28 protein-coding genes are annotated in these 26,704 nt (G+C 68.2%); 21 read left to right on the top strand and 7 right to left on the bottom strand.

Features of this window, described 5'->3' with window-relative positions:
- Positions 1-312 precede the first annotated feature (312 nt).
- The 14 genes from ACZF5Y_RS16005 (at position 313) to ACZF5Y_RS15940 (ending at position 16,899) form a co-directional block, all read left to right on the top strand.
- Entirely contained in the window at positions 313-1,884 is a 1,572-nt protein-coding gene (locus tag ACZF5Y_RS16005) for an aldehyde dehydrogenase family protein (RefSeq protein ID WP_497533717.1), read from the top strand.
- A 168-nt stretch (positions 1,885-2,052) separates the two neighbouring features.
- A complete protein-coding gene (iolD, locus tag ACZF5Y_RS16000; RefSeq protein WP_497533716.1) occupies positions 2,053-4,002 on the top strand; it encodes a 3D-(3,5/4)-trihydroxycyclohexane-1,2-dione acylhydrolase (decyclizing) in 1,950 nt (649 codons plus the stop codon).
- The gene (locus ACZF5Y_RS15995; protein ID WP_497533715.1) at positions 3,999-4,847 is read left to right on the top strand and encodes an HpcH/HpaI aldolase family protein; all 849 of its coding nucleotides are present in this window, start codon (positions 3,999-4,001) and stop codon (positions 4,845-4,847) included. The genes iolD and ACZF5Y_RS15995 overlap by 4 nt, the downstream gene beginning before the upstream one ends.
- Positions 4,844-5,815: a 2-hydroxyacid dehydrogenase gene (locus ACZF5Y_RS15990; protein ID WP_497533714.1), complete on the top strand. Its 972-nt coding sequence runs from the start codon at positions 4,844-4,846 to the stop codon at positions 5,813-5,815. The genes ACZF5Y_RS15995 and ACZF5Y_RS15990 overlap by 4 nt, the downstream gene beginning before the upstream one ends.
- A 79-nt stretch (positions 5,816-5,894) precedes the next feature.
- On the top strand, positions 5,895-6,905 hold the full coding sequence (locus ACZF5Y_RS15985; RefSeq protein ID WP_497533713.1) for a sugar ABC transporter substrate-binding protein: 1,011 nt from the start codon (positions 5,895-5,897) through the stop codon (positions 6,903-6,905).
- Positions 6,906-6,934: 29 nt separating this feature from the next.
- Positions 6,935-7,981 carry an ABC transporter permease gene (locus tag ACZF5Y_RS15980; protein ID WP_497533555.1) on the top strand — a complete coding sequence of 349 codons (1,047 nt, stop codon included), beginning with the start codon at positions 6,935-6,937 and terminating at the stop codon, positions 7,979-7,981.
- Entirely contained in the window at positions 7,978-8,952 is a 975-nt protein-coding gene (locus ACZF5Y_RS15975; RefSeq protein ID WP_497533712.1) for an ATP-binding cassette domain-containing protein, read from the top strand. Before ACZF5Y_RS15980 ends, ACZF5Y_RS15975 begins: the two co-directional genes overlap by 4 nt.
- A gap of 167 nt (positions 8,953-9,119) precedes the next feature.
- The gene (locus tag ACZF5Y_RS15970; protein WP_497533711.1) at positions 9,120-10,334 is read left to right on the top strand and encodes an MFS transporter; all 1,215 of its coding nucleotides are present in this window, start codon (positions 9,120-9,122) and stop codon (positions 10,332-10,334) included.
- 372 nt (positions 10,335-10,706) lie between these two features.
- Entirely contained in the window at positions 10,707-11,927 is a 1,221-nt protein-coding gene (locus ACZF5Y_RS15965; protein WP_497533710.1) for a Gfo/Idh/MocA family protein, read from the top strand.
- 56 nt (positions 11,928-11,983) lie between these two features.
- A complete protein-coding gene (locus tag ACZF5Y_RS15960) occupies positions 11,984-12,871 on the top strand; it encodes a sugar phosphate isomerase/epimerase family protein (RefSeq protein ID WP_497533709.1) in 888 nt (295 codons plus the stop codon).
- Positions 12,868-13,926, top strand: coding sequence for a Gfo/Idh/MocA family protein (locus ACZF5Y_RS15955; protein WP_497533708.1), 1,059 nt, complete (start codon positions 12,868-12,870; stop codon positions 13,924-13,926). The genes ACZF5Y_RS15960 and ACZF5Y_RS15955 overlap by 4 nt, the downstream gene beginning before the upstream one ends.
- Positions 13,927-13,974: 48 nt before the next feature.
- Positions 13,975-14,781, top strand: coding sequence for an SDR family oxidoreductase (locus tag ACZF5Y_RS15950; protein ID WP_497533706.1), 807 nt, complete (start codon positions 13,975-13,977; stop codon positions 14,779-14,781).
- Positions 14,782-14,854: 73 nt separating this feature from the next.
- A complete protein-coding gene (locus tag ACZF5Y_RS15945) occupies positions 14,855-15,853 on the top strand; it encodes a Gfo/Idh/MocA family protein (protein WP_497533704.1) in 999 nt (332 codons plus the stop codon).
- Positions 15,850-16,899 (top strand): Gfo/Idh/MocA family protein, encoded by a 1,050-nt coding sequence (locus tag ACZF5Y_RS15940; RefSeq protein ID WP_497533702.1) that lies wholly within the window; start codon positions 15,850-15,852, stop codon positions 16,897-16,899. The genes ACZF5Y_RS15945 and ACZF5Y_RS15940 overlap by 4 nt, the downstream gene beginning before the upstream one ends.
- Here the strand turns inward: ACZF5Y_RS15940 and ACZF5Y_RS15935 are convergent.
- Positions 16,896-17,234 (bottom strand): hypothetical protein, encoded by a 339-nt coding sequence (locus tag ACZF5Y_RS15935; protein ID WP_497533701.1) that lies wholly within the window; start codon positions 17,232-17,234, stop codon positions 16,896-16,898. The genes ACZF5Y_RS15940 and ACZF5Y_RS15935 overlap by 4 nt on opposite strands.
- A gap of 106 nt (positions 17,235-17,340) precedes the next feature.
- Here ACZF5Y_RS15935 and ACZF5Y_RS15930 point away from each other — a divergent pair, with 106 nt between their 5' ends.
- Complete coding sequence (locus ACZF5Y_RS15930; RefSeq protein WP_497533700.1) at positions 17,341-17,847, top strand: hypothetical protein; 507 nt, start codon at positions 17,341-17,343, stop codon at positions 17,845-17,847.
- A gap of 71 nt (positions 17,848-17,918) precedes the next feature.
- Here ACZF5Y_RS15930 and ACZF5Y_RS15925 read toward each other — a convergent pair whose 3' ends face one another.
- Together ACZF5Y_RS15925 and ACZF5Y_RS15920 are read right to left on the bottom strand one after the other, a co-directional pair.
- A complete protein-coding gene (locus ACZF5Y_RS15925) occupies positions 17,919-18,227 on the bottom strand; it encodes a TetR/AcrR family transcriptional regulator C-terminal domain-containing protein (protein ID WP_497533698.1) in 309 nt (102 codons plus the stop codon).
- A gap of 10 nt (positions 18,228-18,237) precedes the next feature.
- Positions 18,238-18,546, bottom strand: a complete 309-nt coding sequence (locus ACZF5Y_RS15920; RefSeq protein ID WP_497533697.1) for a TetR/AcrR family transcriptional regulator — start codon at positions 18,544-18,546, stop codon at positions 18,238-18,240.
- Between the two features lie 57 nt (positions 18,547-18,603).
- Between ACZF5Y_RS15920 and ACZF5Y_RS15915 the strand changes: the two genes are divergently transcribed.
- Positions 18,604-18,924 (top strand): DUF952 domain-containing protein, encoded by a 321-nt coding sequence (locus tag ACZF5Y_RS15915; protein WP_497533695.1) that lies wholly within the window; start codon positions 18,604-18,606, stop codon positions 18,922-18,924.
- A 17-nt stretch (positions 18,925-18,941) separates the two neighbouring features.
- On the opposite strand, the gene ACZF5Y_RS15910 is transcribed toward ACZF5Y_RS15915, so the two are convergent.
- The gene (locus ACZF5Y_RS15910) at positions 18,942-20,375 is read right to left on the bottom strand and encodes an amidase (protein WP_497533694.1); all 1,434 of its coding nucleotides are present in this window, start codon (positions 20,373-20,375) and stop codon (positions 18,942-18,944) included.
- 32 nt (positions 20,376-20,407) lie between these two features.
- Positions 20,408-21,034 (bottom strand): LysE family translocator, encoded by a 627-nt coding sequence (locus ACZF5Y_RS15905; protein ID WP_497533693.1) that lies wholly within the window; start codon positions 21,032-21,034, stop codon positions 20,408-20,410.
- A gap of 100 nt (positions 21,035-21,134) precedes the next feature.
- Between ACZF5Y_RS15905 and ACZF5Y_RS15900 the strand changes: the two genes are divergently transcribed.
- The gene (locus tag ACZF5Y_RS15900; RefSeq protein ID WP_497533692.1) at positions 21,135-21,590 is read left to right on the top strand and encodes an Lrp/AsnC family transcriptional regulator; all 456 of its coding nucleotides are present in this window, start codon (positions 21,135-21,137) and stop codon (positions 21,588-21,590) included.
- Positions 21,591-21,625: 35 nt separating this feature from the next.
- Complete coding sequence (locus tag ACZF5Y_RS15895; RefSeq protein WP_497533690.1) at positions 21,626-22,084, top strand: GNAT family N-acetyltransferase; 459 nt, start codon at positions 21,626-21,628, stop codon at positions 22,082-22,084.
- A 14-nt stretch (positions 22,085-22,098) separates the two neighbouring features.
- On the opposite strand, the gene ACZF5Y_RS15890 is transcribed toward ACZF5Y_RS15895, so the two are convergent.
- Positions 22,099-22,638 (bottom strand): GNAT family N-acetyltransferase, encoded by a 540-nt coding sequence (locus ACZF5Y_RS15890; RefSeq protein WP_497533689.1) that lies wholly within the window; start codon positions 22,636-22,638, stop codon positions 22,099-22,101.
- A gap of 90 nt (positions 22,639-22,728) precedes the next feature.
- Here ACZF5Y_RS15890 and ACZF5Y_RS15885 point away from each other — a divergent pair, with 90 nt between their 5' ends.
- Positions 22,729-23,232 (top strand): hypothetical protein, encoded by a 504-nt coding sequence (locus ACZF5Y_RS15885; protein WP_497533688.1) that lies wholly within the window; start codon positions 22,729-22,731, stop codon positions 23,230-23,232.
- 113 nt (positions 23,233-23,345) lie between these two features.
- Positions 23,346-24,452 carry an NAD(P)-dependent alcohol dehydrogenase gene (locus ACZF5Y_RS15880; RefSeq protein WP_497533687.1) on the top strand — a complete coding sequence of 369 codons (1,107 nt, stop codon included), beginning with the start codon at positions 23,346-23,348 and terminating at the stop codon, positions 24,450-24,452.
- A 68-nt stretch (positions 24,453-24,520) separates the two neighbouring features.
- On the opposite strand, the gene ACZF5Y_RS15875 is transcribed toward ACZF5Y_RS15880, so the two are convergent.
- Complete coding sequence (locus tag ACZF5Y_RS15875) at positions 24,521-25,030, bottom strand: hypothetical protein (protein WP_497533686.1); 510 nt, start codon at positions 25,028-25,030, stop codon at positions 24,521-24,523.
- Positions 25,031-25,109: 79 nt separating this feature from the next.
- On the opposite strand from ACZF5Y_RS15875, the gene ACZF5Y_RS15870 reads away from it, so the two are divergent.
- The gene (locus tag ACZF5Y_RS15870; protein WP_497533685.1) at positions 25,110-26,702 is read left to right on the top strand and encodes a leucine-rich repeat domain-containing protein; all 1,593 of its coding nucleotides are present in this window, start codon (positions 25,110-25,112) and stop codon (positions 26,700-26,702) included.
- Positions 26,703-26,704 lie beyond the last annotated feature (2 nt).

Genomic DNA, 26,704 nt, shown 5'->3' with positions numbered 1-26,704 from the left:
GTCTTTGTGTGCGTGCAGATCGGAGGGTCTCGGCGAAAAAGGGGGCGTTCGGCGTATGATGCGCCGGCCGCGAGTGACCTCCGTGGCCCGCGAGTGACCGCCGCGGTCGCGAATTACCGCCGGGGTCGTGAGTCACCGCCGCGGTCGCGCATGGCGACGGTGATTCGCGAGGTGGGAGGTGGCTCGCGGAGTGCCGTCGTCCGCGCCAAGCGCGGCACCGCCCCGAAACATGCGCTTGACCTCCGCGAAACGTTGTGCGTACAATTTGGACCGGTCCAAATCAAAGATGAAGCGGCACGATGAGAGGCGATCATGGGCGATCAGACAGTACCGGCGGGCAGCGCGCAGGCAGTCCGAGCAGAGGCAGCACCGGCGGGCACGGCGCCCCAGACGGGCACGACACTCGCGGCCGGCTCCGCGCACCAGCCCAGCACCTCGCACGAGACGCACACCACCCGCAGCTACGGACTGCTGCTCGGCGGCGAGTGGCGCGAAGCGCGCGACGGCAAGCGCGCGGCGATCCGGAGCCCGTTCGACGGCAGCATCGTGGGCGAGGTGGCCCTCGCCACGGCGCAAGACGCTGACGACGCCATCGAAGCTGCAGCAAGAGGCGCAGCCCAGTGGCGGCGCACGCCGGCGCATGAACGCGCGGCGATCCTGCTCCGTGCCGCGGCGCTCGCAGATGCCCGCACCGAAGAATTCGCGACGACCATCTCGCTCGAAAACGGCAAGCCGTTCGCCGAGGCGAAGGGCGAGGCCGGCCGTTCGGGCGCGCTGATCCGCCTCGCGGCACACGAGGGCACGCAGCTGTACGGCGACAGCCTGCCGCTTGACGCGAACCCCGGCACAGGCCAAGACAAGGTCGGTTTCACACTGCGCCAGCCCGTCGGCATCGTCGTTGCGATCACCCCGTTCAACTACCCCGCGTTGCTGGTGCTGCACAAGGTTGGCCCGGCCCTGGCCGCCGGCAACGCGGTCATTCTCAAGCCGGCGAGCGCCACCCCGCTCACGGCGCTCGCGCTCGCGAGCATCTTCGTCGAGGCGGGGGTGCCCGAGGGCGTGATCTCGGTGCTGACCGGCCCGGGCGGCCCGATCGGCGACGCGCTCGTGCGCGATCCGCGTGTGCGCAAGATCTCGTTCACGGGGTCGACCGGGGTGGGGGAGCGCATCGCGAGCCTCGCCGGCGTGAAGAAGCTCTCGCTCGAGCTGGGCGCTTCGTCGCCGACCGTCATCTTGCCCGGCGCCGACATTGAGAAAGCGGCGGCAGCCGTCGCCGCAGGCGGATACGTGAACGCCGGTCAGGTGTGCATCTCGGTGCAGCGCGTGATCGTGCACCGCGATGTCGAGGCCGACTTCCTCGACGCGTTGCGCCCGAAGGTCGAGGCGATTCGTATGGGTGATCCGCTCGCCGAGGGCACGACGCTGGGGCCGCTCGTCGCCGAGCGCGAAGCCGAGCGCGTCGCGCAGAGCATCGCCCGCGCGGTCGATGACGGCGCGACGCTGCTCACGGGCGGCGAGCGCGAGGGCGCCTTCGTGTCGCCCGCGATCGTCACGGGCGTCGACACCCGCCAGGCGTTCGCACAAGAAGAGCTCTTCGGCCCCGCCGTCGCCGTGACCACGGTCGACAGCTTCGACGCCGCCATCGACGCCGCGAACGGCACGCCGTACGGGCTCGCGGCGGGCGTCTTCGGCGGCACGCTCAGCGAGGGCGTGCGGGCGATGCGCGAGATCGACGCCGGCAGCGTGCACCTCGGCTGGACGCCGCTGTGGCGCGCCGACCTGATGCCCTACGGCGGGCTCAAGGCGAGCGGTTACGGCAAGGAGGGCGTGCGCTCGACCGTCGAGGAGATGACCGAGGTGAAGACCGTCATCATCCACGGCTAGCGGCGCGGGATCGGGGCCGCCGCACCGCATCACCCGCGACGGCCCAGTACCCGCCGATCCCCCAACCCGCCGAACCGCCACCCCACCAACCCGGCACCCGCACAATCAAGAACACCACAGATTCACCTACCGCATCACCCCACCCCGGCTCGCAAAGGAGCAGCACACATGGTCCAGGGAACCTCCGGTCAGACCGTCCGGCTCACGGTCGCGCAGGCGATCGTGCGATACATCGCATCGCAGTACTCGGTCGCCGACGGCGTGCGCCAGCGCTTCGTGCCCGCCGCGCTCGGCATCTTCGGCCACGGCAACGTTGCGGGCCTCGGCCAAGCGCTCGCCGAGCACGCGGATCGCCTGCCCTTCGTGCAGGGCCGCAACGAGCAGGCGCTCGGCCATCTCGCGACCGGTTTCGCGAAGGCGTCGAAGCGTCGCCGCACGCTCGCGGTCACCGCGTCGGTCGGCCCGGGCGCGACGAACCTCGTCACCGCCGCGGCGCTCGCGACGGTGAATCGCATTCCGCTGCTCCTGCTGCCGGGCGACACGTATGCGACCCGTCGACAGGGCCCCGTGCTGCAGCAGCTCGACCTGCCCGGCACCCCCGACGTGACCGCGAACGACACGTTCCGCCCCGTCTCGCGCTTCTTCGATCGCATCACCCGACCCGAGCAGCTGCTCACCGCGCTGCCGCAGGCGTTCCGCGTGCTGGCGAATCCCGAGGAGACGGGTGCCGTGGTGCTCGCGCTGCCGCAAGATGTGCAGTCGCACGCGTACGACTACCCCGTGGAGTTCTTCGCGGAGCGCGACTGGGTGATCCGCCGCCGCGTCCCCGATGTCGCCGAGGTCGCACAGGTTGCGGAGCTGATCCGCAGCGCCGATCGCCCGTTGATCATCGCGGGCGGCGGCGTGCACTACTCAGACGCGACCGCGGTGCTCACCGAACTCGGCACGCAGACGCACCTGCCCATCAGCGAGACCTTCGCGGGCAAGGGGGCGGTGACCGCCGACGGCCCCTGGAGCGTGTTCGGCATCGGGCTTGAGGGATCCCCCACCACCAACGGCCTAGCCGAGCGCGCCGACCTGATCGTGCACATCGGCACGCGCCTCACCGACTTTGCGACCGCCTCGCAGTCGATCTTCGCGAACCCCGACGTGCGCTTCGCGTCGATCAACGTCGTCGAGCACGACGCCGTGAAGCAGGGCGCGACCGCGGTGATCGCCGACGCGAAGCTCGCGCTCGAGGCGCTCGCCGCAGCGCTCGACGGGTACCGGGTGCCCGAGGCCTGGGGCGCCGACGTGGTCGCCGCGCGCGACGCCTGGCTGCCGGTGCGCGATGCGGCGCTCGACGCCGACACCCGCTTTCCGCGCGAGGAGCACCCCGAGCTGCCCGACACCGGCGCGACGCTCACGCAGGGGCAGCTCATCGGCTTGCTGCAGCAGCACGCGCGCCCCGGCGACACGATCGTCGCGGCGGCCGGCGGCCCTCCCGGCGACCTGCAGAAGGTGTGGGACGCGACCGAGGGGCGCCACGCGCACCTCGAGTTCGGGTTCTCATGCATGGGCTACGAACTGCCCGCCGCGATGGGCGTGCGCCTCGCCGACCCCGACCCCGAGCACCGCGTGACCGCGTTCATCGGTGACGGCACGTTCGTCATGATGCCGACCGAGATCGTCACGGCCGCGCAAGAGGGCATCCCCTTCACCGTCGTCATCTCCGAGAATCACGGCTACCAGGTGATCCGCCGCCTGCAGATGTGGCGCACGGGCGAGCACTTCGGCAACGAGTTCCGGTACCGCGAGGCGGGCGGATCGCTCGCCGGTGCCGACGCGGGCCGCCTCGAGGGCGACTACCTGCGCATCGACCTCGCGCAGATCGCCGCGGGCCTCGGCGCCGAGGTGCGCGCGGCCGAGACACCTGCCGAGGTGCGCGCTGCGCTCAATGAGACGCGCGGAGTGCGCGGCCCGGTCGTGATCGTCGTGCCCACGATTCCGCACGCCGACCTGCCGTCGTCGGAGGTGTGGTGGGATGTCTCGCCCGCCGAGGTCTGGGAACACGTCGATACGTCTGAGAAGCTCGTCGAGTACGGTGCGGGCCTGGCCGAACAGCGGTGGCACGGATGAGTGGGGCGCAGGTGAGCGGGGCGCAGCAGAGCGGCAAGCAGATCGGGGCAGGATCGAGCCCGCTCACTCCCGACTGGGCGCTCCGTGAGCGCTTTCTCGCCGGCGAGCCGACGGTCGGCACGTTCATCGGGCTCGGCTCGGTGACTGCGGCCGAGGTGTGCGCGTCGGCCGGTCTCGACTGGCTGCTCGTCGACCTCGAGCACGGCGGCGGCGACGAGCATCAGGTCGGTGCGATCGCGGCGGCAGCGGGCGGCTACGGGGTGGCGACGCTGGTGCGCATCGAGCAGCCGGATCGCATTCGCATCGGGCGCGTGCTCGACGCGGGCGCCGCCGGTGTCATGCTGCCGCGCATTTCGAGCGCGGCCGAGGCGGCAGACGCCCTGCGGCACCGGCTCTACCCGCCCGAGGGAGACCGCGGGGTGGCGAGCTACAACCGCGCTGCTCGTTGGGGTCGCGACTTCGGAGCCATCGACGCGGCGAACGACCGCGCGGTGGGAGTGGTGCAGATCGAGACCGCGGGCGCGATGCGCGAGCTCGACGCGATCGCCGCGCTCGACGGCGCCGACGTGCTCTTCATCGGACCGCAGGATCTGAGCTACGCGCTCGGCGTGCCGCGCCAGTACGACGCCCCGGTGTTCCAAGAGGCGCTCGACGCGGTGATCGCCGCCTGCCGCACGCATGGCAAAGTCGCCGGCATCTTGACCAATGACCGTGCCGGCGCCGAGGCCTACCTCGCCCGCGGGTTCGGCTTCGTGGCCATTGGTTCGGATGCGACGCTGCTCGCGGCGACGGTGCGCGGAGCGATCCCGAACGGGCTCGGAGTGGATCGCGAGGCGATCTCGTGAGTGCGAGTGCGAGTGTCGGCGCGGCCTCTCGTGCCGAGTCCGCGCGGGCCGACGCCGATCGACCCGTCGTCGTCGCGCTGGGCCCGGTGGCGCCCGAGCACGTGGTGCCGTATCTGCCCGACGACGCGATCTTCGTACCCGACCCGTCGGCGGGCGACCTGGCCATCGCCGAGGGAGCAATCGTGCGCGCCGCGTATCGGCTCGACCGTGCAGCGCTCGACCGCATGCCGAGGCTGCGGGTGATCGCGCGCACCGGCGTCGGGGTCGACCACGTCGACGTCGCCGCAGCGCACGAGCGCGGCATTCCGGTGGCGATCACCCCGGGCAGCAACAGTCGCGCGGTCGCTGAGGGGGCGTTCGCGATGATCGCGTCGCTCGTGAAGGGCCTCGGCGAATCGAATCGCTATGTTTCGGCGAACGAGTGGGGTCGCGAGCCGGTGCCGCCTGCCGGCGATCTGCACGGGCTCACGCTCGCGATCCTCGGCTACGGTCGCATCGGCCGCATCATCGCGGGGTTCGGTCGTGCGTTCGGCATGGAGATCGTGGTGCACGACCCGTTTGTGACGGCTGAGGACGCCGAGAATGTCTCGCTCGAAGACGCGGTGCGCCGGGCGGATGCCTTGACGCTGCACCTGCCCGGTGGCGGCGGGGAACTGCTGCCTCCGGCGATCCTGCGCACCGCGAAGCCGGGTCTGGTGCTCGTCAACTGTGCCCGCGCCGATCTCGTGTCGACCGAGACGCTGGTCGACGCACTCGACACCGGTGTGCTCGGCGGGGTGGGGCTCGATGTGTTCGCGGACGAGCCGGTGCGGGATCACCCGCTCGCCGGGCGCACCGACGTGCTGCTGAGTCCGCACACCTCTGGATTTTCCGCGGCCGCACTGCGCGCCACGGTGCGGATGGCGGCGGAGGCTGTGGGGGACACCCTTGCAGGTCGTTATCCAACCTTTACCGCAAGTGATGCTTGAATGCGGAAGTTACGGTACTGTAATCGCAAAGCATCAGCTTTGTAACGACATTAGTTCAATAACACGATGGAGTGAAACTATGTTGAAATCACGTTTCGGGCGTTGGTCGAAGTTCGGACTTGCCGGTATCGCAGCGGCGGGCGCCCTCATGCTCGCAGCCTGCGGATCGCCGGCAGGAGCGGGCGGCGCCGCAGCGGGTGGCGGCGGTGTGGAAGAGGACGAGATCAAGGTCGCCCTCATCACCCACGCAGCTCCGGGCGACACCTTCTGGGACACGATCCGCGCCGGCGCCGAGAACGCGGCAGAGCGCAACAACGTCGAGCTGCTCTACAGCTCGGATCCTGACGGAGCTCGCCAGGCGCAGCTCGTGCAGCAGGCAGTCGACCAGAAGGTCGACGGCATCGTCGTCACGCTGGCCAAGGCGGACGCCATGGCCGGCGAGGTCAAGAAGGCCGTTGACGCGGGCATTCCAGTCTTCAGCATCAACGCCGGTGAGAACGACTACAAGGATCTGGGCGTGCTGGCCCACTTCGGCCAGAACGAGTTCATCGCCGGTCAGGCCGCGGGCGAGCAGTTCAACGAAGCGGGTCTGAAGAAGGCCATCTGTGTCATCCAGGAGCAGGGCCACGTCGGCCTCGAAGCTCGCTGCGAGGGCCTCGCCGACACCTTCGAGGGCACCTCTGAGGTGCTGTACGTGCAGGGCACCGACATGACGAACGTCGCGTCGACCATCACGTCGAAGCTGCAGACCAACAAGGACATCGACGCCGTGCTCACCCTCGGTGCTCCCTTCGCGATGACCGCGCTGGATTCGATCAAGGACGCCGGATCGAGCGCAACGCTCGCCACCACCGACCTGAACGCTGACGTCTACAAGGGCATCAACGATGGCACGATCCTCTTCGGTATCGACCAGCAGCCATTTGTGCAGGGCTACTCCTCGGTCGAGGCCGTGCGCCTCTACAAGGAGGGCGGTTACGTGCTCGGTGGCGGCCAGGCCGTGCTGACCGGACCGACCGTCATCAACGCAGACAACGCATCGAGCGTCGCAGCCCAGTTCGAGGGCGGCGACGACGAGGCCGCAGAGTAACGAAAGGGTCGAACCGGAAGGTCGTATCCATGAGTACAGCAACAGCTCCTAAATTCGACGAGCGCGTCGCCTCGGGCAACCTGTTCACCAGGTTCTTCACCAAGCCCGAGGCGGGCGCCACCGCAGCCGCACTGGTCCTCGCGATCATGTTCGCCGTCGTCGCTCCGCAGTTCACCCAGCCCAGCTCGATCGCGACGATCCTCTACGGAGCGTCCACGGTCGGCATCATGGCGGTGGGCGTATCGCTCCTGATGATCGGCGGCGAGGTCGACCTGTCGGCAGGTGTCGGCGTCATCTCGGCAGCGCTCTCCTCGTCCCTGTTCATGTACTGGTTCGGGGGGAACGTCTGGGTCGGTGCGATTGTCGGCCTCGTGTTCTCGCTGCTGGTCGGTTTGCTGAACGGGTGGCTGTTGACGAAGACGAAGCTCTCGAGCTTCATCATCACTCTGGCGACCTTCTTCATGCTGACGGGGTTGAACCTCGGTGTCACTCGCGCGTTGACGGGCGGCGTCGCCGCTCCGTCGATCGCCGAGTGGCCCGGGTTCGCCTCGGCAGAGGCGGTCTTCGCTTCAGACATTCCGGTCTTCGGCGTCAACGTCAAGATCACGGTGTTCTACTGGATCATCCTCGTGCTCATGGCGACCTGGATTCTGCAGCGCACTCGCGTGGGTAACTGGATCTTCTCCTCGGGCGGCGCCCCGGATGCGGCACGCGCCGTGGGCGTGCCCGTCGTGAAGACGAAGATCGGCCTCTACATGGGCGTCAGCTTCTGCGCGTGGCTGCTGGGCATGCACCAGCTCTTCGCCTTCAAGACGGTGCAGTCGGGTGAGGGCATCGGCAACGAGTTCCTCTACATCATCGCGGCCGTCGTCGGCGGCTGCCTCATGACCGGCGGCTACGGTTCGGCGATCGGCGGCGCGATCGGCGCACTCATCTACGGCATGGCTCTCAAGGGTGTCGTGTACGCCGAGTGGAACCCGGACTGGCTGAAGTTCTTCCTCGGTGCAATGCTTCTGGGCGCGACCGTGCTGAACTTCACCCTGCAGCGTCGAGCCGCCCGAGGAGGGAAAAAGTGAACGCCACAGCAACCGAGACGGCAGTAGCGCCGTCGCAGGTCACGGGCCCGCTCGTCGAGCTCCGTGACGCCGAGAAGCGATACGGCAACATCATCGCCCTGCGCGATGTCAGCCTCAAGGTGGGCTCGGGCGAGGTGATGTGCGTGCTCGGCGACAACGGCGCCGGCAAGTCCACGCTCATCAAGATCATCGCCGGCCTGCATCAGCACACCGCCGGTGAGTACCTCGTCGAGGGCGACCCGGTGAAGTTCAACTCGCCGCGCGAGGCCCTGAACCGCGGCATCGCCACGGTGTACCAGGATCTCGCGGTCGCACCGCTCATGCCGGTGTGGCGCAACTTCTTCCTCGGCTCCGAGCAGACGAAGGGGTGGGGGCCGTTCAAGCGCCTCGACGTCGACTTCATGCGGAAGACGGCGAAGCAGGAGCTGCTCGACATGGGCATCGATCTGCGCGACGTCGACCAGCCGATCGGCACCCTCTCAGGTGGTGAGCGTCAGTGCGTCGCCATTGCTCGCGCGGTGTACTTCGGCGCGAAGGTGCTGATTCTCGATGAGCCGACCGCCGCCCTCGGCGTGAAGCAGTCGGGTGTCGTGCTCCGCTACATCATCCAGGCGCGCGACCGCGGTCTCGGCGTGATCTTCATCACGCACAACCCGCACCACGCGTACCCGGTCGGTGACCGATTCCTGCTGCTGAAGCGCGGCCAGAGCATCGGCTACCACGAGAAGTCAGACATCACGCTCGAAGAGCTGACCGGTCTGATGGCCGGTGGCGCCGAGCTCGAGCAGCTCGTGCACGAGCTGCGCAACGTCGGCACCTCGACCGATACCGTGCGCACCATCCGCGACGAGATCCAGGAAGACTCCGCAGCCGGAGTTGGCCGGGTGAGCGTCACGGAAGCCGTCAGCGTGATCCCCGGCGAGTACGAGGATGACGAAGACGACGAGGGTGATGGCGGAACGCGCCGCTGAGCTATACCGCGTAACACCGCTGAGCCGCACTTCCGAGTGACCGCGCTCATCACGAGTGACCGCCCCGAGACATTCTTGGGGCGGTCACTCGGTGTATAAGGGGGTACTCATGGTGCAGGCGGCGGCCCGCGGCCCGCGGTCGGAAATGCCGAAGTGAGGAGTCGCGAATGCACGCGAACCGTGTGAGCGGGCCCGGTCGTATCGGGGCCGTGGTGCTGATCGCCGCGCTGGTGAGCGGCGGGTTCGGGATCGGTGTCAGCGAATTCATCGTGATGGGCCTGTTGCCGCGCATCGCGAGCGACCTGCTGCCTGAGACATTCGCCGAGCACCCGGATGCGTCGCTCGGGGCGACCGGCGGGCTCGCGTCGGCGTACGCACTCGGCGTGGTCGTCGGCATGCTGGTGACTCCGCTGCTCATTCGGCGACTCTCGGAGCGCGGTGCGCTGCTCGCCTGTGCCGGCAGCATGCTGTTCTGGACCGTGCTCACCGCTCTCGCCCCGACGCTCGGCATCGCGCTGGTGCTGCGCTTTCTCGCTGCGCTCACCCATGCGAGCTTCATCGGTGTCGGGGCGATGGCGACGGCGCACCTGCTCGGGTCGCAGAAGTACGGGCGGGGCGCCGCGATTGTGCACGGTGGGCTCGCGGTGGCGACCCTGCTCGGGGTGCCCGTGCTGACGGCGTTCGGCGAGTTCGCGTCGTGGCGACTCGTGATCGGGGCGTGCGCCGTGCTGTTCGGGGTGCCGGTGGTCGCACTGCTGATCGTGCCGCTCGCGCCGGCGCCGCTCGCCGCGGGTGGATCGGGCGCTTCGGTGGGTGGGAGACGATTCGGCGGTCGCCGGTTGTGGTTCACCGCGACCGCGGCGGTGCTTGTCGCGTCGGGTGGATTCGCCGTAGTGACGTACGTTGCACCGGTGGTCGCCGAGGTGCAGGGCGATCGGGTGATCCTGACCCCAGCGCTCGCGATGCTGGCATTCGGTGTCGGTATGAACCTCGGCAACTTCGGGGCCGGGTGGGTGGCGGATCGCGCGGCCGCCCCCACCTTCCTCGCCGTGGCGCTGATCGGCGTCGCCGGTGGAGCCCTGCTGCTGGTGCCCGGGGTCGGCGCGGTCGGGGCAGCTGCGGGTGTGCTGCTCATCGGCGTGCTGCTGGGTGGGGGCAGCCCGGCCGCGCAGGTGCTGTTCCTCGACGAGCTGCGGCGCTTTCCGCGCCTCGCCTCGTCGATGCCGTCGGGCACCGCGAACCTCGGCAGCTTCATCGGCTCGCTCGCCGGTGCCGGCCTGCTTGCCGGATTCGGCGCAGCATGGCTGCCGGTCGGCACGCTCGTGCTCGCGGGGCTTGGCCTGCTGGTGTTCGTGCTGCGGGGCGTGTCGCTGGCACGTTGAACGATTCGGTCGGTCCGGCGTGAGTGTGAGGGTTATGCGTGAATGTGAGCCGGATTTCGCCTCACACTCACGGTTTCGCCTCACACTCACGGTCTCGCCTCACACTCACGGTTTCGTCCCACGCTCACGATGGGGCGGGGCGGAGCGAGCCATAGTCTGGGCCGGCTGACGAGCGCGGTCGGCGGGCAAGGCGCAGGATCGGCCGCGCGCCGCATTGACATCCGTTCTCCCATGTACGTACAATTTGGACCGGTCCATTTCCATTGGATTCCGCGCGGATTTCCGGGCGAATTCGAGAGGGGCCACGTTGTGAGCAACACATCAGACATCGAGCAACGGTGCTCAGCACCATGAAGACGGAAGCGAACGACTATGCGGACTCTTGCAGACGGCACGACCGAAATCGGCGTCGGCCTCATCAGCGTCGGGTGGATGGGCCAGCTGCACAGCCGCGCGTACGCCAACCTGAAGTACGCCTACGCTGACCTGGGCATCAAGCCGCGTCTAGTGCACGCCGCCGATCCGGCGCCCGCCCGCGCTGAAGAGGCCGTGCAGGTGCTCGGCTACGAGCGCGCCTCGGCCGACTACCACGAGGTCTTGAACGACCCCGAGGTCGACGTCGTATCGATCTGCGCGCCCAACTTCTTGCACGCCGAAATCGGCATCGCAGCGGCAAAGGCCGGCAAGCACTTCTGGATCGAGAAGCCCGTCGGCCGCGGCGAGCACGAGACCCGCGAGGTGGCCGAGGCAGCCGCAGACGCGGGCGTCGTCAGCTCGATCGGCTTCAACTACCGCCACGCGCCCGCCATCGAGTACCTCCGCGAACTGGTGCTCGAGGGCAAGCTTGGCCGCATCACGAACGTGCGCGGCCAGATGTTTGCCGACTACTCGTCCGACCCCCGCGGCGCCCTCTCGTGGCGCTTCGTGCGCGGCCTCGCCGGCAACGGCGTGCTGGGCGATCTCATGGGCCACCTCGTCGACCTCGTGCAGTACACGCTCGGCCCGATCGGCGAGGTCAGCGCGGTCACGTCGACCGTCTACACCGAGCGCCCTGAGCTGCCCATGGGCACCGGAACGCACTTCGCGGTGATCGAGGACGGGGTGATGAAGCCGGTCGAGAACGAGGACTACGCCGGCATGCTCGTGCGTCTTTCAGACGATGCGGCTGCGGCCGGCGCCGTCGGCACGCTCGAGGCTTCGCGCGTCTCGGTGGGCCCGCGCGCCAGCTACGGCATCGAGGTCTACGGCACCGAGGGCTCGGCGCACTGGGACTTCGAGCGCATGAACGAGCTGCACCTCTCGGGCGGCCTCGGCGCAGAGAACCAGGGGTACACCCGCGTCATGGCGCGCCCCGGCATGGGCGACTTCGGTCGCTTCCAGCCCGGTTCCGGCACCTCGATGGGCTACGACGACCTGAAAGTCGTCGAGGCCAAGAAGTTCTTGCAGGCCGTGCTCGGCCGCGAGGCGCTGAACTCGAACATCCAAGACGCGCTGTCGGCGGCGCAGGTCGTCACCGCGGCCGAGCGCTCGGCCGAGTCGCGCGCCTGGGAGTCCAGCGCACCCGTCGCCGGCACCACGGCCGCCGGCGCCTGAGCCGAAGCGCTCGATCACCTCCAACACCACCATTTGAATCGACGAAGGAGTCGCCCATGACCGCACGCATCGCATCCGCCCCAATCAGCTGGGGGGTCATCGAGGTTCCGAATTGGGGCCTGCAGCTGGGGCGCGAACGCGTGCTCGGCGAGATGGTGTCGCTCGGCATTACGGCAACCGAGTTCGGCCCCGAGGGCTTCCTGCCCGACGCGCCCGCCGATCGGGCCGAGGCCCTGGCTGCTGCCGGGCTCGCGGCCGTGGGCGGGTTCTTCCCGGTGGTGCTGCACGATGCCGCGCAGGATCCGCTGCCCGCCATCGAGCGCGAACTCGAAGCGTACGTCGCCGCCGGGGCATCCACGCTGGTGCTCTCAGCGGTGACGGGAGCGGAGGGGTACGACGGTGCGGCCGAGCTGAGCGATGCCGAGTGGCAGACGCTGCTTGCGAATCTCGACCGCGCGCTCGATGCGGCCGCCGCGGTCGGCGTCGTCGCGACGCTGCACCCGCACCTCGGCACCGTGGTCGAAGCTCCCGAGGCCGTCGAGCGCGTGGTCGCGGGCTCGCGCATCGGGCTCTGCCTCGACACCGGGCACTACACGCTCGGCGGTGGCGATCCGGTCGCATTCGTGCAGCAGCACGCCCCTCGCATCGTGCACGCGCACTTGAAGGATGTGAACTTGAGCATCGCCGCCCGCGTGCGCGCCGGTGAGATCGATTACCGCGAGGGCGTGCGCCAGGGCATGTATCAGGCGCTCGGCGACGGCGATGCGCGCATCGGCGAGATCCTCTCGGCGCTGCAGGGTGCCGGGTACGACGGCTGGTACGTGCTCGAGCAAGACACGGTGGTCGAGAACGACGACGATGCGGCTCGAGCGCTCGACAATGCGCGCCGCAGCGTCGCGTTCGTGCGCGCCGCCTTCGGCGAGGCTGCGGAGGGCTCGGCATGACCGCCCCCGAATCGCACGATGCGGCGCGGCCGCTGCGTATCGGCGCGCTTGGTGCCTCGCGCATCGCCGATCTCTCGATCATCGAGGCGGCCGGCGAAACCGGTGACGAGTTGGCCGTGGTCGCAGCGCGGGATCCCGAGCGCGCCCAGCGGTACGCGGCTGAGAAGGGGTTCACAGCGGCCACCGACACCTACGAGCAGGTCATCGCCGATGACAGTCTCGACCTGATCTATATCGGCCTGCCCAACGGGCTCCACGCCGAGTGGACCGCGCGTGCGCTCGACGCCGGACGCAACGTGCTCGTCGAGAAGCCGTTCGCGGCGAATCTCGCCGAGTTCGATCGAGTCGCAGCGCGGCTCGAGGGCTCTGCCGGTTGGGCCTGGGAGGCCTTTCACTACGCCGACCACCCGGGGGTGCACCGACTGATCGACCTTGTGCGCTCAGGCGCGATCGGCGAGGTGCGGGCCATCGACGTGCACATGGACATGCCTGATCCCGGAGCCGACGACCCGCGCTGGAACTTCGACCTCGCCGGCGGCACGCTCATGGATCTCGGCTGCTACGCGATCAATGCACTGTTGCTGCTCGGCGATACGTTGGGTGGGGCCGGGCTGCCGGTCGGCCCGGAGCTCACGCTCGCAGGCGCGCGAACGGAGACGTACGCCCCGGACCCGCGGCTGGATGCCACGGTCGTCGCAGAGTTGCGTCTCGGCGACGTGCCGGCGACGATTCACACGAGCATGGAGTCCGATTGGAACTTCGGTCTGCGTGTCAGCGGAAGCCTCGGCGAGGTCGTGCTGCCGAACTTCGTGAAACCGCAAGAAGACGGGCGACTCATCGTGCGCACGACCACCGGCGCCGGTGTCGAAGAGCGCGTCGAGCAACTCGGCTCGGTGTCGTCGTACACCTACCAGCTCCAGCGCATCCGCGCGGCCGTGCGCAGCGGTGAACGCGATGCCCGAGGTCTCGAGCGGTCTCGTCGCACGATGGCGCTCATCGATGACATCTACACGGCGACCGGTCTGCCGCTGCGCCCCGGCGCGCTCACCGACTGAGTCGCACAGCGCCGACTGACCACACCGACACCCAGGGGGACCACCACCATGCAGCAGTTGCTCGCAGACAAGATTCTGCTCGTCACCGGCGGCACACAGGGCCTCGGCCGTGCCGTCGCCGAGGCGGCCGCACGCGAGGGCGCGACCGGCGTCGCGATCGTTGGCCGCATCGCCGAGAAGGCGGAGGTCGCGCTCGAAGCGATTCGCACGCAGGGCGCAGTGGCCGGCACCGCGGGCTTCGACGCGATCGCGATCATCGCCGACCTCAGCGTGCCCGGTGAGGCCGAGCGCGCCGTCGCAGACACCATCGCCCGCTTCGGCCGCATCGATAGCCTCGTCAATGCCGCCGGTGCGACCAGCCGCGGCACGCTGCTCGACACCACCCGCGAGCTGCTCGACGAGCACCTGCACCTCAACATCACCGTGCCGTTCATGACGATGCAGGGCGCGGTGGCCGACATGCGCAGCCGCAAGGCTCCGGGCACGATCCTCAACGTCATCTCGATGTCGATGCACGGTGGGCAGCCCTACCTCGCCCCCTACGTCGCCTCGAAGGCGGGGCTCGCGGGGCTCACCAAGAACGCGGCGTTCGCGCACCGCTTCGACCGCATTCGCATCAACGGGCTCAACATCGGCTGGACGGCGACGCCCGGCGAGGCCGTGACGCAGCAGACGTTCCACGACGCCGACAGCACCTGGCTCGAGCAGGCGGAGGCCGCGCAGCCGATGGGCAAGCTCGGCCAGCCCGACGAGATCGCCGACGCGATCGTCTTCCTGCTCAGCTCGCGCAGCGGCGTGGTCACCGGGTCGATCATCGACTGGGATCAGAACGTGCCCGGCGCCTACGACCAGTAACGACCGGTAACCGCCAGGGCCCAGACCGGCACTGAACACTGCAGCATTACCCCACACTCACCAGAGGAGCACCATGAAGATCGGCATCATCGGCACGGGCGTGATGGGCGCCTTCCATGCCCAGCTGCTGCACGAACAGGTCTCGGGGGCGACCGTCGTGGCCGTCGCCGACCCCGATGCCGAGCGCGCGGGGGCCGTCGTCGCGGCGATCCCGGGCGCGGTCGCGTACACCGACCCGCTCGAGCTGATCACCGCCGACGAGGTCGAGGCCGTGCTCATCGCGTCGCCCGATTTCTTGCACGCCGAGCAGACCCTCGCGTGCATCGCGGCGGGCAAGCCGACGCTGTGCGAGAAGCCGCTGTCGTATTCGGTTGAAGACGCGGATCGCGTGATCGCCGCGCACCGCGCCGCCGTGGGCGAGGGTACGCCGCTAGTGCACCAGGGCTTCATGCGCCGCTTCGATCCCGGGTACGTCGAGCAGAAGCGCGAGGTCGACTCGGGCGTGCACGGGCGCCCTGTCATGGTGCACTCGATCGGCCGCGGCGTCACGACCGGGCCCGGTGCGACCGACGAGACCGTGATCTACAACTCGGCGATCCACGACCTCGACATCGTGCCGTGGCTGCTCGGCTCACCCGTCACCGAGGTGTCGTGGCATGCGCCCGAGACCCCGAGCTCGACGAGCGGCGGCCTACGCGAGCCGTTCTTCCTGCTGCTGCGCACCGCCGATGGCGCACTGTCGACCGTCGAGAACTCGCTCAACGCGCGCTACGGCTATGACATGCGCTCCGAGGTGCTGTGCGAGACGGGTGCGGTCTCGATCACCGAGCCGCATCGCGTGCAGTCGTTCTCGAACCTGGCGGCGAGCACGGGTATTCCGGTCGACTTCCGCCCGCGCTACGCCGAGGCGTACCGCCTCGAGCTGCAGGAGTGGGTGACGGCGCTGAACGAGGGCCGCGCGCCCACGCTCGCGACGGTCGAAGACGGTGCGCAGGCGACCCGCGTCGCTGCGGCCGCCGTCGCCTCGATGCACTCGGGCGGCGCGTTCGTGCGTGTGGAGGCCGGCGCATGAGCCACGCAGCCGGGCGTGTGCTGCCGCAGCCGAACGTGCCCGATCCGCGCGCGGTGGCGCCGAAGCGCTGGGCGATCCTCGGCACCGGATGGATCGCGTCGAAGTTCGTCGAGGCGCTGCAGGCGTCGACCGTGCAACAGGTTGTGGCGGTCGGATCGCGCACGCTCGACCGCGCCCAGCAGTTCGCCGACCAGTACGGCATCGCGCACGCCTACGGCTCGTACGAGGAACTCGTGGCGAGTGATGTCGACGTCGTGTACGTCGCGACCGGGCACCTCGACCACGTCGCGCACGCGAGTCTCGCGATCGAGGCAGGCAAGCCCGTACTCGTGGAGAAGCCGATGGCACCGCGCCTCGCCGATGTCGATCGGCTGGTCGAGCTCGCGCGATCCCGCCGTGTCTTTGCGATGGAGGCCGTCTGGACGCTCGCACTGCCGCGCTTCTCAGTCGTGCGCCAGGTGCTCGAGGCCGGTCTGCTCGGCGAGATCGTCGAGGTGCACGCCAACCTCGGCGAGCGGCTCGTCGACCACCACCGCGCCATGGACCCCGCGCAGGGCGGCGGCGTCATGAATGACATCGGCTCGTACACGTTGATGTTCGCGAACGAGATCATTCGGGGGCTCGAGGTGCGTGCGGCTCACGGCCGGCGCCAGGTCGTGCCGGGGGTCGAGGCTCCGGGTGCCGTCGGCGCGTTCCATGCGTTGCTCGGTGACGCGCAGGATCGCCTCGCCACCGTCAGCGCCTCCATGCTGGCGGATACGCCCACCACCGCATACATCGCCGGTACCGAAGCGACCCTCGTGCTCGATGCGCCGTTCTACCAGCCCGGCCCGGTCGAGGTGCGCTTCCACGATGGCGAGGTGCTGCGGTGGCACGAGGAACCGCTCGCGCACACCCAGTTGTTCTGGGAGGCGCTTGAGGTGGCTCGATGCCTCGACGCCGGGCTCACTGAGTCACCGCTCCGCCCGCTCGACCGCACGGTCGAGACCATTGCGCTGCTCGAGCGCGCACGTGAGCTGATGGGGGATCCGCTCGACGTCGCTTAGCTGTCGGTGGATGACCCGCCCGGCGATCCCATGAGGCCCTCGGGCATCTCGAGCTGCACGGCCGGCGGCTGGGGAGGCGCGCTGGCCGCGTTGACCGCATACGCGGTGCCGAATCCGCCGCCGAAGGCGAGGATGGCGATGCCGAGAGCTGCGACGCCGGCGCGCAAGGGGGAAAGCCAGCGCCGGCGGCTTACGGAGGTGCCCGCGAACGTTTCCCCGAGGCGAGACCGATCGACCGTGTGCTCGACCGCCGCGGTGGGGGGCGCGGGGGTCGGGAAGGAAGGGGTGGTGCGGTCGGTTTCTGCCGCGGAATCCGGGATCGCTGGGCGGGTCATGATTCGAGTGTGGGCGCCGATGCAATGCGCAGGCTATGTGCGAACTGCGCGTCGGCTCCACGGGGCTCCGCGGTGCGCGCGCAGTAGGGCCGCGTACGGTGTGTATATGGAGATTCGCGCGCGCTTGGCTCGGCGTGCGGCAATCTGCGTGCTCGGGGCAGTCGTGCTCACTGCGCTCCTTGCGGTCGCCGTCGCGCTCCTACGTACTCCGCCACCCACGCAGGCATCTCCGGTCATCACATCGTGCATTGATCCGCGTGGATTGGCGTGCGACTCGCGTGACACAGTTGTCGACTACATCGAGCAGGAAGCGTCAGTGAGGTTGCCAGGTGGCGCCGAGCTGCTGCATACGCGGTCGAATATGAACGCGTTGCAGACCGCGGCATTCGGGTTTGCAGTCTTCTCGCTGTCAGCCTCGGATGCCTACGCGACCGTCGATGGCCTCGAGCCGGGAAGCCCTGATGAATTCTCGAAGAAGTCGCAGGTCATCGCCGGACTCGGCGGAGAAAGCTTGGAGGGCACGTTCACCGGAAACGGCGTCACGTTTTCAACGCTGCAGACCGCCGACCCCGATCGGCGGTTACTGGTCGTTTCGAAGCAGTTTTATTACTGAGCGTGCGGCTGCACGGTGGCTGTCGACACGTGTGGATTGCGGTGAGGGTACAAGCCCGTTCGCAATGAAACTCAGGCGAGCGAACCGTCTGGCTTGAAGCCCAGGCCTGCCAGTGTGCTGTCGACGTGCAGTGCGACGCCAGGGCCGTCGGGCGCTTCGGTCAGGCCGAGCAGGCGCCGTCGGTGCGCTTCGCCGGTGAGCGCAGAGAAGAGGAGTTCGGCCGATGGCCTCGCCGGGTGGTCGCTCAAGCCCGAAGTCGCGTTCGGCGTCGACTCGAGCAGCGCCGCCAGCTCGTCGATCGACCGCTGCGGCCCTTCGGTGTAGAAGGCTGTGGCAACCTCCGGGTATCGCGTCGCCGCAGCGATCACGGCGCGGTGCACCCCGATCGCCTCATCGCTCAGCAGGGTCGTGACGAGAGTGGTCGCATATTCGCGCAGCGGCTGGGGTGTGTGCCGGATCGCCCGGCCCCGACTCCCCCGCCCCATCGTGCAGTCGCCGCACCGCCGCGCGCACCAGCCCACCGCGGTCGACGTAGTCGCGGTAGAGCGTGCGCTTGGCTACGCGGGCCTCGACCGCGACCCGGTCGAACGTGAGGGCATCGAATCCGTCGCTCGTGAGTAGCTGCGCGACCACTGCGGCGATGCGCACGCTGCGCTCGGCGCTGTCGGCCGCTGTCGGTCGCCCACGTTTTGACTCCATGGGAGTAGTCTACTCGTGAATGCTACGAAACCGTTTCATTAGCGAGGAGACGAGAAGATGACCGACCTGATTCACCACATCGCGATCGCAGACGACTGGGAGATGAGCCGTGGTTTCGGCGAGTACGAGGTGGCGACGCGGGGCACGCACCTCGACGACGCCGGGTTCATTCACGCCGCAACCGCCGAGCAGGTGCCGCAGGTGCTGGCCTCTCGCTACGCCGACATCTCGCTGCCGCTGCTCGACATCGCGATTCGGCTCGACGCGCTCGCCGCAGCGGGCGTCGACGTGGAATGGCACGAGGGCTTTCCGCACATCATGGGTGCAATTCCGATGACCCGCGATGTGGTGGCGTCAGAGTCGCCCATTGCACGCTGATCGAGGCGGTGCGACCGCTACCGCTCCATGAGCTGCGCTGCGAGCTGCAGCAGCAGCGCCTCTGACCCGGTGCGCCCGATGAGCTGCACCCCCATTGAGTGGCCAGACGGCAGCCGCACGATCGGCACGGCCACCGCGGGCAGCCCCGACACGTTGACCATCGACGTGTACGGCGCCCACTCGCACTGCAGTCGGTAGTCGCCGTCGGCGTCTTGCGCGGTGAACGCGCCGACGCGTGGGGGCAGCATCGCGAGCCCGGGGGTGAGTACTGCATCGTAGGCGCCCCACTGTGCGCGCACGTCGGATGCGAATTCGCGCAGGCGCGATCTTGCAGCCCGGTGTGTGTCGTCGCTGCGCGCGAGTGCCCGCTCACGGAACGTGCGGGTGAGTGGCATAAGGCGATCCACTGCCGCGTCATCCAGTTCGAGTCGTGACAGCCCCGCCGTCCATGACGTCGTGAATGCGTCGGGGTACCCGGGGTCGTATGCAAAGGCAGCGTCTTCGACCTTGTGACCGCGCGCTGAAAGCTGCGTGATCGCCGAAACGAAGGCTTGCTGAGCCTCCGCCGAGAGCACGATGGGGTAGACCGGTGCGAACGGCGAGACCGTGCTCGCGCCGATGCGTAGCCCGGTCACGCTGCCCGCAGCGCGCACCGCTGCCAGTGCTGGTTCGCCCGTCGCACCGCGCTGCGCATCGAAGAGCAGCGCCGCGTCGGCCGCGTCACGCGCGAGGGGCCCGGTGACGGCGAGGCGCGGAGCACCGAATTCATCGTGCAAGCTGCCATTGGCCAAGGCGCCACCGTCGAGGTCGCTCGGCACGGCGCCCAAACCGGGTTTCAGGCCGACGAGTCCGCAGGCGAGCGCGGGGATGCGGATCGACCCGCCCCCGTCACTCCCCGGCGCGACCGGCAATACACCCGCGGCGACCGCCGCCGCACTGCCGCCTGATGATCCGCCCGCGGTGCGCTCGGAATCGAGCGGGTTGCGAGCCGGCGGGGCGATGACGTTTTCGGAGTAGCCGGTCAGCCCGAGCTCGGGCACCTGGGTCTTGCCGATCGGGATTGCGCCCGCCCGCCGCAGCACCGCGACTCCGGGGGCGTCGTTGGCTGCCCGAGCGTGCGGCAGCGCGGCGCTGCCACGGGTGGTGACGAAGCCGGCGACATCGGTCAGATCCTTGAACGCGGTCGGCAGGCCGTGGAGCCGGGGCAGCGCCTCGGCGCGTTGGTCGGGAGCGAGGCTCGCGAAACCCGCGTCGGCCATCGCGGCCTGTGCGAGAGCGAGCTCGCGATCCACCGCAACGAATGCGCCCAGACCGCTCGCCACTTCTGCCCGCTGCAGCACCTCGGTGACAGCGTCGCGCGCCGAGATCTCGCCGCTGCGCAGTGCATCGCGCCAGGCGACGGCGCTCGGCACGGAGGCGACGGCGGGCGATGCGGGCGTCGAATCGGTCACCCCATCAGCTTACGAGCCGCCGCCGCGTGCGCTCAGATCAGTGGTGCGATCTGCTCGGCGAGCAGCAGCAAGCCCACGCCGATCATCATCACGCCGGTGATGCGGCTGACGATCGATCCCGCCCGTGGGCGCCCGCCGAGCACGCGACCCGACACCGTTGCGACGACGGTGTAGACAACTGCGCAGTTGAGCAGATGGAGCCCGCCGAGCGCGAGCATCTGCATCGGCTGCGACCACTCACCGCCTGGCCCAGTGAACTGCGGCAGCAGGGCGAGCAGCAGCATGACGCCTTTAGGGTTGATGCCGCTCACACCGGCGCCGCGCAAGTACTGCTGCAAGCCGCCGGTGTGCAGCGGCTCCCCGGTGACGTCGAGCGGGGCAGCCGGTCGCATGAGGGTGGTGACGCCGAGGTAGACGAGGAAGGCGCCGCCGGCCACGGTGAGGGCGGTGAGTGCGAGCGGGAAAGCGGTGACGACGGCACCGGCTCCGACCGCCACGACGCCGATGACGAGTACATATCCGCTGAGCAGCCCGAGCACCGCGGGTGCGGGGTGCTGGCGTCGGGCGCCGGCCGAGATCACGAACGCCCAATCGGGCCCCGGGGTGACGGCGAGTGCCGCAGCGATGATCCAGAACTGCCCCGCCAGCGTCCAATCCATGGCACCGTCCTCCTTTGACGCTCAGAGATTACGGCCTTCTTGGGGAAATGTGCTTCCGTTTTCTGAGTCGTTTGCGGGCCGATCTGCAAGAATCAACCGCATGGATGCGTTGGATCGCGAGATTCTGTCACGACTGCAAGAATCGGGGCGGGTGAGCGCCACCGAGCTCGCCGAGCAGGTCGGCCTGAGTCTCTCGTCGTGCCATCGCCGGGTGAAAGAGCTGGAGCGATCCGGAGTCATCGAGCGCTATCGCGCGGTGGTCTCGCCTCAGGCGGTCGGCCTGGGGTTCGAGTCCGTGATCTTTGTGACGATCGGTGTCACCTCGATCGACGTGATCACGGCGTTCGAGGCCGCAGTGGTCGAGATTCCGAGCGTCGTCGAGGTGCAGCGACTCTTCGGTGAGCCCGACTACATTCTGCGCGTGCTCACCACCGACCTCGCGGCATATCAGGAGCTGTACGACACGGTGCTCACCGGGCTGCCGGGCGTGCAGCGGCTGCAATCGACCCTCGTGATGAAGCGGGTGGGGCAGGATCGCGGGGTGCCGATCCCCTGATCGGGCGCGGGCGGTCGGCCTACACTTGCACCGACATGTCTTCGCGCCCCTCACCCCTCATCATTCGTCCGAGCCACGGCTCGGTCGAATACCCGCGGCTCGTCGAGATCTGGCGCAGCGCCGTTCGGGCGACGCACGACTTTCTCGCCGAGTCTGACTTCGCGAGCATCGAAGGCAGGCTGGCGACCGCGTACTTTCCCGCGGTCACGCTGCTCGTCACAGAGCGCGACGGTCAGGCGGTCGGTTTCGCCGGAGTGCTCGACGGCAACCTCGAGATGCTCTTCGTCGCCGATGAGTGCCGAGGCCAGGGGGTCGGCAGCGCCCTGCTTGCGGAGTCGATCACTCGGTACGGCATCACCGCGGTCGACGTGAACGAGCAGAATCCGGGCGCGACAGCGTTCTATCTGAGCCAGGGGTTCATGCAGGTGGGTCGCAGTGATGTCGACGGGGAAGGGAAGCCGTACCCCATCTTGCATCTCGCGCTCGCCGGCTGACGCGGCGCACCCGATCAGTGCAGCAGTGCTTGATACAGATGGTGATCCTGCCAGGTTCCCGCAATCTTGAGGTACTTCGGTGCGTACCCGATCTGCTCGAACCCGGCTTTCGCGAGCACGCGCTGCGATCCAAGATTGTGCACCAGCGTGCTTGCCTCTATGCGATGCAAGCCGAGCTCGATGCGTGCCCAGTCGAGCAACGCGCGCACGGTGGCTGTGGCGAGCCCGCGCCCCTCTGAGTCTTGGTCGACCCAGTAGCCCAGCCCGGCGCTTTCGAACGGACCATGAACGACGCCGGCCAGATTGAATCGGCCCACGATCTTCCCTGACGAGAAGAGTCCGAAACTGAAGCCGGTACCGGCTTCGCTGGCAGTGATGCGCTGACCGATGTCTTCCCGTTGCCAGGCTGCGGTGAAGAACTCTTCAGACCGTGTGGGCTCCCAGGGGGCCAGGTGATCTCGATTGCGCACGTACGCGCGGGCCAGCGCGTCGGCGTCGTTTCGATGCAGTAGGCGGATGTCGACGCCGAGGGCGGGGGAGCTCGGGGAACGCATGCGTCGAGCCTAGGTGGTGTGGTCACTCTTCCACCGCGCGCCGCCCTCGTGCCGGAACACGCCTGAACTTGCCCGGCTATTGTCGTCGGCATGGGTGAGCATGCGAATCACACTGGTCGCCGAGAGGTGATGCCGCTCCGTGTGCCCCGACGCATCCCCGCGGGCGCGCTCATCGCGGTGATCGTGCTGCTGCCGCTACTCGCCCTCGTGGGTGCCGGTGTATGGGTGCACTCCGCGAACAACGCGGCAGCGCAGCAGCTCGAGTCGCGGGTGCAGCAGTTGCCCGTACCTCCAGGCGCTGAGGTCATCGATTCAGGGTGGGCGGCGCAGCGACTGTCGGGAACCGGCAACGGCATGCAGTACGCCGGCGCGCTCTTGATCCGTAGCCATTTGGGTCTTGCTGATCTTGAAGCGGTCTACGCTGACATTGATCCTGATGCGCAAGTGATCGCAACGGTTGACCCGCGTATCGAACGATCGACTCTGCTCTTCAGTGATCTCCATGACCTGGATGAGGCTGACCTATTCATGGTGATGCTGCGCGACGAGCCGCCGGGCGGCTCGATCCTGCAGCTCGACCTGCGATCTCGCTGATGGTCATTGCTTGCTCCCTGTGAGTGCTCCAAGGCTTCGCCGGGTGATCCCGATGTGGGTATACGATCAGGCTTGGGTGCCCCGGAGCCGAGGCTCCCAGGAAGGAAACCCTGATGACTACGAACGCTCGCGCCGCGGTACTGCACGAGGTGGACGGACCCTTTGTGTTCGAGGACGTAACCCTCGACGACATTCGACCGTCCGAGATTCTGGTGAAGATCGTCGCGACCGGTCTGTGCCACACTGACCTCGCGGTGCAGCACGGGCACATTCCCGCCGCGTTGCCGTTCGTGCTTGGGCATGAGGGCGCCGGCATCGTCGAAGCGGTCGGCGACGGGGTGACCGGGCTCGCTGTGGGCGATCGCGTGGCAGTCTCGTTCGCCTCGTGCGGGCACTGCCGCAACTGCGTGACCGGCAAGGTGGCCTACTGCCTCAACTTCATGGCGCTGAACATCGCCGGGGTGCGCGCCGATGGATCGACCACACTCACCGCTGCCGACGGCTCGACGGTGCACGGCTCATTCTTCGGCCAGTCGTCGTTCGCGACGCACGCAATTGTCGACGCCCGCAACGCGGTCAAGCTGCCTGCGGACGCACCCGTCGAGCTCGTCGGCCCGCTCGGCTGCGGCGTGCAGACGGGCGCAGGGACTGTACTGAACTCGCTTGAGGTGCCTGCCGGCGCTTCAGTGATCGTGGCTGGAACTGGCGCGGTTGGGCTCTCCGCCATCATGGGTGCGGTCGTCGCCGGGGCGACCACCATCATCGCCGTCGACATTCTGCCCGAACGCCTCGAGTTCGCGAAGCGACTCGGAGCCACGCACACGATCGACAGCCGCACCGAGAACACGGTCGAACTCGTGCAGCAGATCACCGGCGGTGTCGGTGCTGACTTCGCGGTCGACACGACCGCGGTACCGGCAGTCGTCGAGCAGCTCGTGGGCGCAACCGCATTCGGAGCGAAGATCGCTGTGGTCGGTGTGCCGAAGCCGGGTGTCGAGATTCCGCTCGGGCTCGTCTCGGGCTCGGGCAAGACGCTCGTCGGTGCGATCGAGGGCGATGCGGTTCCGCAGACCTTCATTCCTGAGATGCTGGCGCTGCACGCTGCGGGCAAGTTCCCCTTCGATCAGTTGATCACGCAGTACCCGTTCGACCAGATCGAGCAGGCGATCGCCGACACGCAAAGCGGCAAGGCGGTGAAGGCCGTTCTCGTAATGCCGTAAGAACGGGGAGCGGCGGCGGGGTGAGTCACCCGCCGCCGCAGGTATCCCGAGGTGAAGGGATCGTCACTTTACTCGTGGGTAGCGAGCCAGATATGGTCGACGCCGTCGACGACCGCGACGATGGCGAGATCTTCGTGCAAATCGTTCTCGCTGAAGAGCTGCGTGGCGAATGCGTGCACGCCGAACCGGGTGAAGAACCACTGGCTGAGCTCTTGCGATCGCACATCCTGCCAGGTGAAAAACACCCCCTGCTTCTTGTCGCGGCGCTTGTAGGTCGCCTTTTCATCTGCCCTCGTCAGAGACGGGGGCAGTGCGCTGGTGACCGCCGTGAATGCCGCGCCGACGTTCGCGGTATCGGAGTCCGCGTCCCAGATGAGGTGCACCAAGAGCCCGGTTCCGGTGCCGCCTGGGGCACGGAGTGCTCGATGCGCGAAAACGCTGCGTTGCTCTGCGCGCTCCCAGATCTCCGCTGCTCGCGCGGCTTGCTTCTTGGCTCCGAATACGCGTGGTTCGTCGCACAAAGCGAGAAATGTGTCTTTTGAGTGCAGCCCCGAGGCCACCGCGGCGTAATCGATCATGACATCCCCCTGGAGTATTTTAGATATTCAGCGTAGTATACAGAATGTTAAGTACGTAATTCGAGCGGGATGGACGCACATGGAACAGAATCAGGGCGCCCGGAGGCGGGCAAAAGGTGTCGCTTCGAGTGCGGCTATCGTCGGCGCATGCATCGCCGCGCTCGGGATTGGAGCGGCGCCCGCGAGCGCGGTAGATGTCACCTTCCCTGATGCGCATTTCGCAGATTGCATCAATGACGCTCTCGGGCAGCCGGCCGGATCCACGATCACCGACGCCCAGGCGGCGAGCCTGCCGGTGCTGAACTGCAATTTCCGCGACATCGCAGACATTACGGGTGCCGACGCGCTCACGGGCACGACCGAGTTGATGCTCAGCGTGAACAACATCACCGACATCTCGCCGGTCGCAAGCCTCACTGGGCTGCGCACGCTGCACTTCTCGAACAATGCGGTGACCGATGTCTCATCGCTCGCAGGCCTCACCCAGCTGACGAATCTGAGCATGGGGTTCAACCAGCTCAGCGGCATCAGCGCGGTCGCTGGCCTGACGGAGCTGACCGACCTTGACTTCCAGCACAACCCGAACGTCGATCTCTCGGCGGTCTCCGGTCTGACCAAGTTGACGTGGCTCTCGGTGACGAACATTGACGGTGCAGACCTGACTCCGCTCAGCGGTCTCACCGAGCTGACGTCGCTGATCATGATGTCATCCGGGGTCACGGACATCGCTCCGTTGGCGCCGCTCACCAAGCTGAGCGTGGTGTACCTCGGTTCGAACTCGATTAGCGACCTGTCGCCGCTGAGCTCGGTCGCGGCAGCGGATCCGAGCGAGCCCGGCCACTTCATTGACGCGACCGGGCAGTATTTTGCAGTGCCAGACGGGGTCGTGGGTGTCACTTCGCACACGCCCATCGTTGGACTCGACGGCCAGCCCGTTCCCGTTTCGGTCTCAGGCGATGTTGTGGCTGATCCCTCCGGCCTGAGCTGGGTGCCGACGGCGCCGGGATACATCTCGGCGGGGTGGGCGATCGATTACGCTGCGGGCGCGACACACTCCTTCAACGGCTCCTTCGTGCAAAGTGTTGCGGCCGCGCGGCCCACGACGCTCGTCGACGACGCGGTCAGCACACCCGCGCAGACCCCGGTGACCGTTGATGTGCTCGCCAACGACGGCGCGACGGGGGAACCCGCACTCGACCCCGACACTCTGACGCTGGTCGATGTCCAGGGTGATCCTCAGTCGCTCGTTACCGCCGACGAAGGAACCTTCGAGGTGTCGAACGGCCAGATCGTGTTCGCGCCGGCTGCCGGATTCGCTGGTGTCGCTTCAGTGACGTATCGGGTCACTAACGCAGATGGGATCACGGGCGACGCGACGCTGACGGTCACGGTTGCTGCAGCGGTCGATGCTGATGCGGAGAGCGACGCTGGGGCGGCGGCGAGCGGCAACGCCGATTCGGGCGCAACGGCCGCGGCCGATGGGGCCGACGCAGCAGCGAACGGAGGCCCCGCAACGGCGAGTACCTCGGTTGCCGGTGCGACGACGGTCTCGCAGCAGAGCCGACTCGCACAGACAGGCGCGTCGAACGGCGAGATGGCCTGGATCGCGGGCGCTGCGCTCCTGCTCCTCGGTGCCGGTGCGTTCATCACCCGCGTACGCACCCGGCACTGAGC

Source organism: Leucobacter sp. WKLB1 (assembly GCF_059696215.1).
Note: the sequence above shows the minus strand (reverse complement) of the source record. Positions and strands in the feature narration are given on the sequence as shown.

Bases quoted from the DNA above. Each gene is read 5' to 3' on its own strand.
- ACZF5Y_RS15940 (WP_497533702.1), top strand. From the start codon at position 15,850: ATGAGCCACGCAGCCGGGCGTGTGCTGCCGCAGCCGAACGTGCCCGAT.
- ACZF5Y_RS15880 (WP_497533687.1), top strand. From the start codon at position 23,346: ATGACTACGAACGCTCGCGCCGCGGTACTGCACGAGGTGGACGGACCC.
- ACZF5Y_RS15905 (WP_497533693.1), bottom strand. From the start codon at position 21,034: ATGGATTGGACGCTGGCGGGGCAGTTCTGGATCATCGCTGCGGCACTC.
- ACZF5Y_RS15930 (WP_497533700.1), top strand. From the start codon at position 17,341: ATGGAGATTCGCGCGCGCTTGGCTCGGCGTGCGGCAATCTGCGTGCTC.
- ACZF5Y_RS15995 (WP_497533715.1), top strand. From the start codon at position 3,999: ATGAGTGGGGCGCAGGTGAGCGGGGCGCAGCAGAGCGGCAAGCAGATC.
- ACZF5Y_RS16005 (WP_497533717.1), top strand. From the start codon at position 313: ATGGGCGATCAGACAGTACCGGCGGGCAGCGCGCAGGCAGTCCGAGCA.
- iolD (WP_497533716.1), top strand. From the start codon at position 2,053: ATGGTCCAGGGAACCTCCGGTCAGACCGTCCGGCTCACGGTCGCGCAG.
- ACZF5Y_RS15985 (WP_497533713.1), top strand. From the start codon at position 5,895: ATGTTGAAATCACGTTTCGGGCGTTGGTCGAAGTTCGGACTTGCCGGT.
- ACZF5Y_RS15885 (WP_497533688.1), top strand. From the start codon at position 22,729: ATGGGTGAGCATGCGAATCACACTGGTCGCCGAGAGGTGATGCCGCTC.
- ACZF5Y_RS15965 (WP_497533710.1), top strand. From the start codon at position 10,707: ATGCGGACTCTTGCAGACGGCACGACCGAAATCGGCGTCGGCCTCATC.
- ACZF5Y_RS15895 (WP_497533690.1), top strand. From the start codon at position 21,626: ATGTCTTCGCGCCCCTCACCCCTCATCATTCGTCCGAGCCACGGCTCG.
- ACZF5Y_RS15890 (WP_497533689.1), bottom strand. From the start codon at position 22,638: ATGCGTTCCCCGAGCTCCCCCGCCCTCGGCGTCGACATCCGCCTACTG.
- ACZF5Y_RS15945 (WP_497533704.1), top strand. From the start codon at position 14,855: ATGAAGATCGGCATCATCGGCACGGGCGTGATGGGCGCCTTCCATGCC.
- ACZF5Y_RS15920 (WP_497533697.1), bottom strand. From the start codon at position 18,546: ATGGAGTCAAAACGTGGGCGACCGACAGCGGCCGACAGCGCCGAGCGC.
- ACZF5Y_RS15915 (WP_497533695.1), top strand. From the start codon at position 18,604: ATGACCGACCTGATTCACCACATCGCGATCGCAGACGACTGGGAGATG.
- ACZF5Y_RS15900 (WP_497533692.1), top strand. From the start codon at position 21,135: ATGGATGCGTTGGATCGCGAGATTCTGTCACGACTGCAAGAATCGGGG.
- ACZF5Y_RS15970 (WP_497533711.1), top strand. From the start codon at position 9,120: ATGCACGCGAACCGTGTGAGCGGGCCCGGTCGTATCGGGGCCGTGGTG.
- ACZF5Y_RS15870 (WP_497533685.1), top strand. From the start codon at position 25,110: ATGGAACAGAATCAGGGCGCCCGGAGGCGGGCAAAAGGTGTCGCTTCG.
- ACZF5Y_RS15960 (WP_497533709.1), top strand. From the start codon at position 11,984: ATGACCGCACGCATCGCATCCGCCCCAATCAGCTGGGGGGTCATCGAG.
- ACZF5Y_RS15875 (WP_497533686.1), bottom strand. From the start codon at position 25,030: ATGATCGATTACGCCGCGGTGGCCTCGGGGCTGCACTCAAAAGACACA.
- ACZF5Y_RS15935 (WP_497533701.1), bottom strand. From the start codon at position 17,234: ATGACCCGCCCAGCGATCCCGGATTCCGCGGCAGAAACCGACCGCACC.
- ACZF5Y_RS15955 (WP_497533708.1), top strand. From the start codon at position 12,868: ATGACCGCCCCCGAATCGCACGATGCGGCGCGGCCGCTGCGTATCGGC.
- ACZF5Y_RS15950 (WP_497533706.1), top strand. From the start codon at position 13,975: ATGCAGCAGTTGCTCGCAGACAAGATTCTGCTCGTCACCGGCGGCACA.
- ACZF5Y_RS15980 (WP_497533555.1), top strand. From the start codon at position 6,935: ATGAGTACAGCAACAGCTCCTAAATTCGACGAGCGCGTCGCCTCGGGC.